The sequence below is a fragment of the Methanomicrobium sp. genome (genome assembly GCF_055145805.1).
The window spans coordinates 1-10361 of record NZ_JBSREC010000015.1 but is presented as its reverse complement, the minus strand read 5'-3'; the positions used below and the strand labels follow the sequence as shown (position 1 = coordinate 10361).

Sequence of the window (10361 nt, the reverse complement as noted above, 5' to 3'; positions counted from 1 at the left end):
AGAGATGACGATTCTCGGCCATTTCCTCTCTGACCGAACTTACAAAAAATGTATTTATGCTGTATTCTTTCGCTGTATTTATGAGGCGATCGAATTTCTTGAAATATGTTGCACTACCGTGATTGCTCACCACCAAAAGCTGACAAACTCTGACATCTTCAAGAATTTCTGCAAATTTTTTCTCCTCTGAATCAAGAGCCTCGGAAGTTGACTGTACAACCTCTATCTGGAGTCCTGATTTTCTGCAGGACGCCGCGGCCTCCTCTATCCATGGATTTTCGCCTGTTCCGGCGCTGATATAGACTATTTTCAACTGAGAATCCTCCATTTCAAAGTCTGGATTAAAAATTATTGTATAATGAGTCGGTGGCCACAGGTAAAATTATTTTTATTTAGAACAAATTAAAATGTGTATTTTTTGGAGATTACTATGACACTATCACATAATATCAAACGAAACATTCTCATATGCCTGATTATTATGGCTCTGGCAGCTGTTTCTTTTTCAGCAGGATGCCAAAACGCACAGGACTCTTCAAATCCGGTTAATGTATCTATTTTAGCGGTCAACGATTTCCACGGGCATCTATATCCCGGACAGGAGCTGAATTGCCGGCCGGCAGGGAGTGCTCCCGTTCTGGCATCATATCTTAATTCGGCCATGGATTCATCAGATGCGGATTATACTGTAATAGCTCTGACTGGCGATACAATTGGGGCATCTCCGGCAGAATCAGCTCTCCTTCAGGATGAGCCCGCAATTGAGTTCTTTAATTCATTAGTGAGCAATGAATGCAATCCGCTGGACAGCGGAAAATGCACAAAATGCAATTTAATCTCGATTCCCGGCAATCATGAATTTAATGACGGAATGGATGAGCTGATGCGTATTATCTACGGCGGAAACGGGGACACAAAAATACAGCACACCATAAATCCATATCCCGGCGCCATGGCGGACTACATTTGTGCAAATGTTGTGTGGAAAGATAACAAAACACCCGTTTTCCCGCCATACACAATCCGTGAAATAAATGGTGCAAAGATGGCTTTCATCGGTGCCGTTACTACTGAAACAACCATTCTTGAGCTTCCACAGAATATTGAAGAAATATCGTTTATAAACGAAAGTGAGGCAATAAACAGTTATGTACCCGAAATTCAGGAACAGGGAATCCATGCTATTGTTGTTCTGCTTCACAACGGAGGAAATCAGGAGGCGTATTCAGGGCCGACACGTGAAGGTTGCAATGTTACAGGTCCGGTAACCGTGATCGTATCTGAACTTGATGAGGATGTAGACGTTGTCCTTGCCGCCCATACTCATGATTTTATAAATGCATATCTTCCAAATGCCGGAGGGAAAGATGTCCTTGTCGCTGAAGCGTATGCTTACGGGGTGGCATATGCAGATGTTGAGCTCCTTATTGACCCTCATAGCAATGAGATTATCAGAAAATCGGCAGTTATTGTACCTGTATATGCTGATCAGTCGCCGGGGACATCACCTGATCCTGCCGCTGAGAAACTGCTTTCTGAAATGAATATAGCCGTTTCAAAGCTGCTTTCTGAGGTTATTGCAACAAGTGAAGCAAATATTTCACGAATTCCTGATGCCTCGGGGGAATCAGTGCTTGGCAGTCTTGTGGCTGATTCCCAGCGGGCTGCCATGAACACTGATATTGCACTTGTGACAGCAGGCACTCTGCCGGGTTCTATACAGTCAGATCTCCCTAAAGGCAACATTGCCTGGGAAGATTTGGAAGCAGTCCTCCCTGCGGATGCGTCCATTGCTGCAGAGTACGGCGGATGGTACAGCCGGCCGCATGTTGCATCACGTGAGATCACAGGAGAGCAGATAAAAGACATTCTTGAACGCCAGTGGGAAGAACCGTTGCCGGAGGAGTACCTTTCCGTTTCCGGAATAACATATGCCTGGGATCCCTCCCTGCCTGCTGGCAGCAGGGTAACAGAAGTTCTGATTAACGGCGTTCCGCTTGACGAAGATGCAACATATACGGCAGCTATGAACTACTATATGGCCTATGGAAATGCCATGGGCGGAGGAGTTTTAGCACCGCCATGGGACTGGGGAGTTACTGTGAATGTCGGCCCGGCGGATATTGATGCACTTATAAATTATATTCAGGGACTGCCTCAGCCGCTGGATATAATAAATACTGAGATCGGCGTACCTGCTTGTGGAGTTTGAATTTTCCACCAATATATACAATAATTGTGATTAATGGTGTAATGTAGGGATTTTGAGAAATGCTCCTTCACAACATATATACAAATTGCATGGGAGAAAATAGTGATGTATTCTCTTCTTTTTTTGTAATTATATCATATTAAAAACATTTTGTAATTTGTTTTTCTGAAATTTATCAATCTGATAAAAGTTGTTTTGTAATCTCAGCAAGGTCTGGGTGATTGAAAGGTATCAGCATCTTCACTGATTGCTGTGGGAGCAAACCCCTTGGTCAGTATATTTGGCTAAGTGAGTACATAGGAGGTGCCCAATCAAAGTAGTCCGGATACTTTCAAAACACCAGATATGCTGGTAAAAATTTAATTGAATCAAAACTACAGATTTCCGTTAATAAAATTTCTAAAAAAGAATGAAAAAAATTCAATTTTGTTGAATTTGCCTGTTAAAATATGATTTTAATTTTGAGCAATAAAAAAAGATATTGAGGATGTTGTAAACCTCATTAATTTATCTATTAACTAAATACAACATTACCGCTTGCGATAATTTTTGAAGAATCTTTATCGATAATCTTGTATCCAATCTCCTTTCCAAACTGTGCTCCAAATCCATTACTTGTGCCTTTGGGTTCCCATACAAGATATTTTCCATTGCTGGATGATGGTCCATACGCCGAATTAGTAGAGTCATAACATCCGCATGCATAGAGCATAAATTTGTCACCGGGTGAAATAGAGATGTCCTGAAGACTCGAACCTCCAATCTTCGCGAAATGATTCCATGCTACAGGTACAGATACATAGTTTTGACCATATTCAAAATCAACACCTGCAGTAATGTTCTCTTCCAAACAGGTCCAATCAGAAGAATAGTCAACCTGATCTATATATGACAGGGTATATTTTGTGGTCCCTGAACTGAGTTGGATGTCAATATCAGTTAAAGAGAAAGAATCTCCGCCCGTATTTTCAAATTCTATGCCATTGTTTGCAGTAAAACCAGATATGCCGTAATCGGCCTCGGAGTTTGTTTTATCTTCGTCCAGGAAAGCTTTGACAACAGGTTCTGCAGTGATTGTTACCTGCGGGGCCATCTTTTGATTTCCTGCCAGTCCTCCGGCAAATCCGCTAACAACTGCAGCAATAATAATTGTTACCACAAGCATAAGCATGACGCCGACTACCGGCGATACTGCTTCATTATTTATTCCTTTCATGCTACAACAACCTCCTTGTCATAGATATATTTGCCACTTGGGATGTGCATGATTTTTACGTCAACTACACTGCCTGTCCCAAAGTCAGGATCTCCTATTTCATATGGGGAATTTGGTTCACTGATCCCAAGCATTTGTGCAAGTCCTGCTTCTCCATAGGATCCACCTGCATCCATAATATCGCCGGTTTTCCATGTGAAATTCCCAAACCATTTTGAAGGGGTGCTGGAAGCATATCCGTCCCTCATATCGTTCAGGAATGGAGTTGGAATATAATATTCGGAACCATATTTTGTAACAAAGTGCGTTGCTTCACTTGTGGCAGTTTGTTCATGGCGGAAGGTAGTTCCACTATTATTTGTGTAGTAAGTTATGATGGCCAGATCCTTTGTCGGTATGGAATCTCCGCTCAGGAGTTCAAATTCCATATTATAGCCATTACTTCCCATGCCCACATCACCATATCCTATTCTCACATCAATTGCCGCCTGTGGCGCTGCCTTTGTATTCCCAGTAAGCCCGCCTGCGAACCCGCTAACAACCGCAGCAATTATAATCGTTACAACAAGCATCAGCATCACGCCCACAACGGGTGATACTGCCTCCGAATTTTCATTTCTTTTCAAAACCATTTCCATACAACCTCCAATTTCTAAGGGGGGGCTTATGTCAGAACTACTAACCAAATAAAATTAAGTTGAGTTAATTCAACATAAGTTGATAATTATTTTTATTTACTCTCGTATATTAGAGTATCCCAAAACGGGAAACCGGGGGGTGTTAACCGCAATTAAAATACCTCATCTCAATTTAACTTAAGTAAATTATTATTGGATAATTGCATACACTCGTTATGAAAATCCGGGCACATGTATTTTTCATTTTAATAATTCTGATTGCCGCATTTACCGCGGGATGTACGGATACTTCCATTCAGGCCGCAGACAGCGGAGTTGTCATAATAACTGATGATACGGGCATAAAGGTGACAATACCAAAATATCCGGCAAGGGTAATATCCCTTGCGCCAAGCGAGACTGAGATATTCTATGCAATAAATACCAATAATTCCGGCGTTTCACTTGCAGGAAGAAATGATTATGACAATTATCCGGGGGAGGTAAAATCAGTACCTTCGGTGGGCGGTCCGCATACACTCAGTATAGAATCAATTGTATCAAAAGATCCTGATCTTATAATTGCAACCACTGTTTCAGACAAAATCACTATAGAACAGCTTAGAACTCTGGGGTATCCTGTACTTATATTCAAATTAAATACATTTGATGATGTTTACAGAAATATCGATTCCCTGGGGGAAGCTCTGGGACTTACCGAAAGTGCGGACAATCTGGTTTTGGGCATGAAATCGAAGGTTTCAGATATTGAGAACATGCCGCATGAAACTTCTCCGCCAAAGACAATGTATGTCGTTGCTGCGGATCCTCTGTATGTTGCAGGGAATAACACACTTCAGGATGAAATGATACGCTTCTCAGGAGGAGAAAACATATTCTTTGATCTGGAAGGATATTTTGTTGCATCCGATGAGGCGATAATTGACAGGTCTCCTGATGTAATTATTGTGCCTTCTGGCCATGGTTCTATGAATGTCGATTTTAAAGGACAATTCCTTTCAAATAGACAATTTAAAGATGTTCCTGCGGTTAAAAGCGGAAGAATATATACAGTTACTGATGATGTTGTCTCAAGACCTGGGCCGAGAATTACTGAGGGTCTGGAGTTATTTTATAAATGTATAAATGGCGAAACACAATAATTGAGTCAGCAGGACTCTTCCTTTTAACACTTTTTATAATACTGTTTTTTACAGATATTCTGGAGGATGTTTTCGGCGTTCTTGCGATGTAGTTTTAGCACCTCCTAAGGCAGAAAAAAATAATTTATATTTTCTCTTCCGCCGGAAAAACAGGCAGAGAAATCTGTAAAAGTGCATCTCAGCACTTTCCTTTTTCCGTTATTTTGATTCTGAAGCGTTAAAGCTTAAAAAAAATGTGTGACGAGGCAGATGTAATCACCTTGGTTGCAACAAATATCAGATTTGGAAACCTGACAAACCTTGAAACTGCACTTGGATATATGGAAAAAAAGAGATGTTTTTTGTAAATCAGGACAGGGATTTTAAAAAAGCTGACAGGACAGATGGGCATGCGACTGAAATGTATAATGATATCGGGATTTTTTTTTGCAAATATTATTTTAAGGATTCCATGATCTGATATGGTATCCTGTAGTTGGAATAGAATACAATTGTTTATGAAATAATAATACATATTTTAAATAACTGGTGCTTTATGACTGTCATTATCCCGCTTTTTTCATTAATAGAATATCTGGTAAAAGCAGTAATTCTTATCTGCACAGGAATAATCATAGTAAATATAATCGGCGAAACAGGTGTTTTTCTCAGACTTCAGAAGATAAGCAGGCCATTGTGCAAAGTCTCAGGACTCTCGGAAGGTGCAGCAATTTCAGTATTGTCAATGGCGGTAAACTCAACAGCAGGAAAATCCATGCTTGCAGAGTATTACAGGGATGGTAAGATTGAAAAAAAAGAACTTATACCCTCACTTCTGATTGGAACATTTCCAACTGTCCTTGGTGAATCTTTATTCAGGGTACAACTTCCTACTGCAATAATTCTTCTTGGCCCTGTAATCGGACTGATATATACTTTTTTTAACTTCTTCTCATCGTTTCTTCAGGCACTCTGTGCAATTTTATACAACCACCTTTTCCTGAATGCCGGTCGAAGTGAAAATCCTGAAAATGAAGAAAAAAAGGATGTGGGAGTGGAAAAGAAAAGAGAAAAAACAAAAATTTCAAAGAAAAACATAAAAGACGGTTTTAAAAAGTCAATCCCAATCTTAAAAAAGATTATCCCAATAACCACTGCAACTATGCTTATTTTTTATCTGCTTTCCCTTGCAGGTCTTATGGATCTCATAGCAATGGCTTTTGACCCTGTCCTTAATCTAATAGGCCTTCCTGGAGAGAGTACGGCAGCGCTTGTGGCTCAGTTTGTGCATTTTTCAGCAGGGTATGCAATAGTTGGATCACTTATTGAAACGGGAGTTTTGAATATGGAGCAGGCATTCATAACCCTGATTCTCGGGAGCATGGTTGTAATAACAATGATATATGCAAAATATTCATTTCCACTTTATCTTGCTCTTTTTGGAAGAGACGGCATTATGATAACATACAAGACTTATGCGATCAGCATGGCGGCAAAGATTGTGTGTATCGGGATTGTGATAGTTGTTTTTTAAAAATAAGAATTAAAAAATTTATGAAGTAATGGTTACTTCACTCTGTGCAAACACTTTTCCTGAAGAATCCGCAAGTTCCAGCCAGAATGTCTTTCCAATATTTGCGGTATAATTAAAAGAATAAGTTCCATAACTTGATGCTCCTGGCTGCAAAAATTTATCCAGATGATATGGTGGATTAATGTATGCTGTAGATCCGGCTGCAAAATTTTTTTCACCGGAGTAACCTGCTTCTCTCATCCATGCATTCTTTGATCCGACTTCTGCTGAAGGACTGTTGAGAAGTGTTGTCTTATTTACTGTCCAAACCATATGTTCAGCATCTCCAAATGTTTTGGTTGGACGAACCATTACAACTGTATCAATTGTACCAATTGCATCTCCACCCATGTGCTCAATAGTCATCCCATCTGAGATGCTGTAAGTACCTTTAATCTGAACTTGTGGTGCTTTATCTGCAGTTCCAGAAATCCCCCCTGCAAACGCACTTACAACCGCAGCTATAATAATAGTCACAACAAGCATCAGCATAACACCAACGACCGGTGATACGGCTTCATTATTATTTGTGCATGATTTCATTATTTTATCCCTCCATAACAACATCTTTATCAAAAATTACAGCACCGGTTGGTACATGCACCAATTTTACTGAAACAACATCACCCGGTTTCAGATGATACCAGTCATCACCAAGTATTGCCATAAGAGAATCCTGATCTTGATTTGCTATTGAAAATTTTGTACCGTCTGAGTATTCATAGCGCGTATCTGATGAGACACCATATCCTCCATATGTTTCACTCCATCCGTATGGACTATTATGCATTGTTGTTCCAGCCATAAGAGTATAATTTCCATAATACTGATTTACGGAATAAGAACCTGACGCTTTCCAGCCTTCAATTGCCTGTCCAAATCCTAAAGGAGCTACATAGGTGTCGGCACTTGTTCCGGTATCGTTGTTGTAATGTACATTAGGGGTCGACATTGGTCCCGCTATAGTATTACTATTAGATGTTCCATCAGAGGCTTTCCAGGATGTAACCAACATAATATCTTTAGTTGGTATTCCCTCTTCTGCAGAAAGAACTCGTAAATTAAATCCACTGCCTCCCCAGGTACCATCATTTACAATATTGCATTCAAACGAGGCAACAGGTGCTTTTTCCTGTCCTGATGCCAATCCTCCGGCAAAAGCACTTACTACTGCAGCAATAATAATTGTTACAACCAGCATCAACATCACGCCGACAACCGGTGATACGCCTTCATTTCTTTCACTTTTCATATTTTCACCTTCATCAAAATTATAAAATAACATCTTGTTGTTATTAATGTTAAGATAAGTAATACTTTGTAATATAATTTTCTTTTTTTAATTTATAAAAGGTGTTAAAAATGAGAATAGATCATATCAAATACAAATTGAACAGATATGTGTTATAAATTAAACCTAATTAATCTACATTTGGTATTACTAGATTTGAAAATTAAATAAATTGACAAAAAAATACAGGAGAGTCACATATGAAAAATGCATACATATTTCTTGCAGCTGTATCCTTCTTTTTATTTATACCGGGAGCAATGGCAGAAGATTGTTTACAGGGAGTAGCATATACAATAACTCCGACGGGGGAAACTGATGAATACCAAATTGCAATAGAAATTTCAAATATCTCAGCCGGCGGTCTGAGTCTTGAATTTCCTGGAAGCTTTGAGATAACAGATACTGATATCCCAGAAGGTCATTATGGAAGCAATGCAGAAACCCTTATTGTAACTCTCACCGGTGAGAACAATATTTACCTGAATGTAGTCTGCCCGAATCTTGCAGCAGGCGAAATCTTCGAAACCTGGGAAGATCTCGTAGCAGGCACAAGGGGCGGAGATGAATTATCAGTCACTGAATCCGAAGAAGAACAAAAAATAACCAAACAGGATGATTGCGCCAGTCAGAATAGCGCTACTGCAAAAGAGAGTCCGTTTGGATTTTCAGGCGTTTTTACAATACTCTCAATTGTTATTGCCGGATTTCTCCTGACAATTTTACATAAGGAGAACTGCTGATGGTAAATACAGCTAAAAAAACAGTGCTTTTTGCAATTCTTTTTTCAGTCGCAATCCTGTTCATCAGCCTTGTACATGATGGTTTACAGGACAATACAGAAATCTTCCCTCTTGATGAAAATGGTGATCTGATTATAACCTCAGACGAACTTGCACCTGAAATCCTTTCATATCTGACAGAAAAATATCTTGACGAAAATCCGGGCATTCAGCCAACAACCGATCTCTCCGATGCAGCATATATATATGCAAACTGGAATGGAAAACCAAAAACAGTTTATGATTTCAAAGGCCAGGCTACAACTCTTTACAGGCCGTTAAAAAATGTGGCTGTTTTAAACGGCGAAACGCTTGAGACAATGAGATCACTTGGATTTGAGGATAACAAAGTCTCAGGTGTCGGGAAATATACACTTGATGACGAAGTCTTCTTCCCGGAATATTCTGATAAAGCAAACATAGGCTCGGTCTGGTCGCCTGATTATGAGAAAATAATTTCCCTATCGCCTGATGCAGTATTCATATACGCAGATTTCATGGAGGATAAATCAGATGAAATACAGGAGAAAATCCAGTCGATGGACCCGAAAATTAAAATATTCAGATTTGATCTCTACAATCCTTCAACCTACCTCGAAGAGACAAGGCTTCTTGCAGGCGTAATTGACAAAGAGGACAAAGCAGAAAGTCTTGCTGATTTCTATTCCGAGCAGACAAACCTTATAAATTCTGCAATCTCCGGCATTCCAAAAAAGGAGCGTACGCAGGTTTATTTTGAAAGCTGGGATGATTACAAGAGTGCCGCAAAGGGATCAGGATATAATGAAAAGATAAACATTGCAGGCGGAGTCAGCATCTTTGAGGATGCAACGCCTGAATATCCAATTGTAAACCCGGAAGAAATTCTTATTAAAAATCCGGATGTTGTCGTAAAGCTCATAGGTTCGGGAAAGCTTGCTTTTGGCGGATATGAGGATTCAGACGCTGTAAAAGCCCAGGAAGTATATCAGACAATAACAGATCGTGCAGGCTGGCAGAACCTTGATGCACTCAAAGAAAATCGTGTATATATCCTCAGTAACGATATCCTGGGGGGGCCAGAATACATAATCGGCACAATTTACCTTGCAAAATGGTTATATCCGGAAAAATTTGAAAACATTGACCCGGCAGAAACTCACCAGAGATATATCACACAATTCCAGCACCTTGACTTTGATGTGAAAAAAGACGGGGTTTTTGTCTCTCCATAATTATGGCAGGACTGGCGGGGACCTGAAATGACAATTGATTCAGAGGCATTTTACACACAATGCAAAAAAATAAAGGCAAAAAACAAGACATTCTTCATAGGCTTAACCCTGATCTTAATTCTTTTAACAGGCATCGGTGTGACACTTGGTTCTGCAGAAATCTCAATTTTGCAGTCCTATCAGGCGCTTTTTTCCGGACTTTCAGAAAGATTCTGTGGATTTTTTTTAGGGGCTGAACAGGGTTCACAATCAATGACCGAGATTGTCATATGGGATATTAGGCTTCATCGGGTTATATTTGCAATCGCAGCCGG

10 protein-coding genes and 1 pseudogene are annotated in these 10361 nt (G+C 39.9%); 6 read left to right on the top strand and 5 right to left on the bottom strand.

What is annotated here, in order from left to right; genetic code table 11:
- The coding region (locus ACTB1O_RS01040) for a hypothetical protein (RefSeq protein WP_462993286.1) at positions 1–328 on the bottom strand (328 nt) is incomplete at its 3' end.
- 90 nt (positions 329–418) lie between these two features.
- Here ACTB1O_RS01040 and ACTB1O_RS01035 point away from each other — a divergent pair.
- On the top strand, positions 419–2212 hold the full coding sequence (locus tag ACTB1O_RS01035; RefSeq protein ID WP_462993285.1) for a bifunctional metallophosphatase/5'-nucleotidase: 1794 nt from the start codon (positions 419–421) through the stop codon (positions 2210–2212).
- A gap of 514 nt (positions 2213–2726) precedes the next feature.
- Here ACTB1O_RS01035 and ACTB1O_RS01030 read toward each other — a convergent pair.
- Positions 2727–3428, bottom strand: coding sequence for a type IV pilin N-terminal domain-containing protein (locus ACTB1O_RS01030; RefSeq protein ID WP_462993284.1), 702 nt, complete (start codon positions 3426–3428; stop codon positions 2727–2729).
- Positions 3425–4060, bottom strand: a complete 636-nt coding sequence (locus tag ACTB1O_RS01025; protein ID WP_462993283.1) for a type IV pilin N-terminal domain-containing protein — start codon at positions 4058–4060, stop codon at positions 3425–3427. The genes ACTB1O_RS01030 and ACTB1O_RS01025 overlap by 4 nt, the downstream gene beginning before the upstream one ends.
- Before the next feature lie 221 nt (positions 4061–4281).
- On the opposite strand from ACTB1O_RS01025, the gene ACTB1O_RS01020 reads away from it, so the two are divergent.
- Both ACTB1O_RS01020 and ACTB1O_RS01015 read left to right on the top strand, forming a co-directional pair.
- Complete coding sequence (locus ACTB1O_RS01020) at positions 4282–5208, top strand: ABC transporter substrate-binding protein (RefSeq protein ID WP_462993282.1); 927 nt, start codon at positions 4282–4284, stop codon at positions 5206–5208.
- A gap of 535 nt (positions 5209–5743) precedes the next feature.
- Positions 5744–6721, top strand: a complete 978-nt coding sequence (locus ACTB1O_RS01015) for a nucleoside recognition domain-containing protein (protein ID WP_462993281.1) — start codon at positions 5744–5746, stop codon at positions 6719–6721.
- Between the two features lie 18 nt (positions 6722–6739).
- On the opposite strand, the gene ACTB1O_RS01010 is transcribed toward ACTB1O_RS01015, so the two are convergent.
- Together ACTB1O_RS01010 and ACTB1O_RS01005 are read right to left on the bottom strand one after the other, a co-directional pair.
- Positions 6740–7303 (bottom strand): type IV pilin N-terminal domain-containing protein, encoded by a 564-nt coding sequence (locus ACTB1O_RS01010; protein ID WP_462993280.1) that lies wholly within the window; start codon positions 7301–7303, stop codon positions 6740–6742.
- Between the two features lie 4 nt (positions 7304–7307).
- Positions 7308–8012 carry a type IV pilin N-terminal domain-containing protein gene (locus ACTB1O_RS01005; RefSeq protein WP_462993279.1) on the bottom strand — a complete coding sequence of 235 codons (705 nt, stop codon included), beginning with the start codon at positions 8010–8012 and terminating at the stop codon, positions 7308–7310.
- Positions 8013–8251: 239 nt separating this feature from the next.
- On the opposite strand from ACTB1O_RS01005, the gene ACTB1O_RS01000 reads away from it, so the two are divergent.
- The 3 genes and pseudogenes from ACTB1O_RS01000 to ACTB1O_RS00990 all read left to right on the top strand — a co-directional run.
- Positions 8252–8794 (top strand): hypothetical protein, encoded by a 543-nt coding sequence (locus ACTB1O_RS01000; protein WP_462993278.1) that lies wholly within the window; start codon positions 8252–8254, stop codon positions 8792–8794.
- On the top strand, positions 8794–10047 hold the full coding sequence (locus ACTB1O_RS00995; RefSeq protein WP_462993277.1) for an ABC transporter substrate-binding protein: 1254 nt from the start codon (positions 8794–8796) through the stop codon (positions 10045–10047). The genes ACTB1O_RS01000 and ACTB1O_RS00995 overlap by 1 nt, the downstream gene beginning before the upstream one ends.
- Positions 10048–10074: 27 nt before the next feature.
- Positions 10075–10361, top strand: a pseudogene (locus ACTB1O_RS00990) (iron ABC transporter permease); the annotation flags it as partial.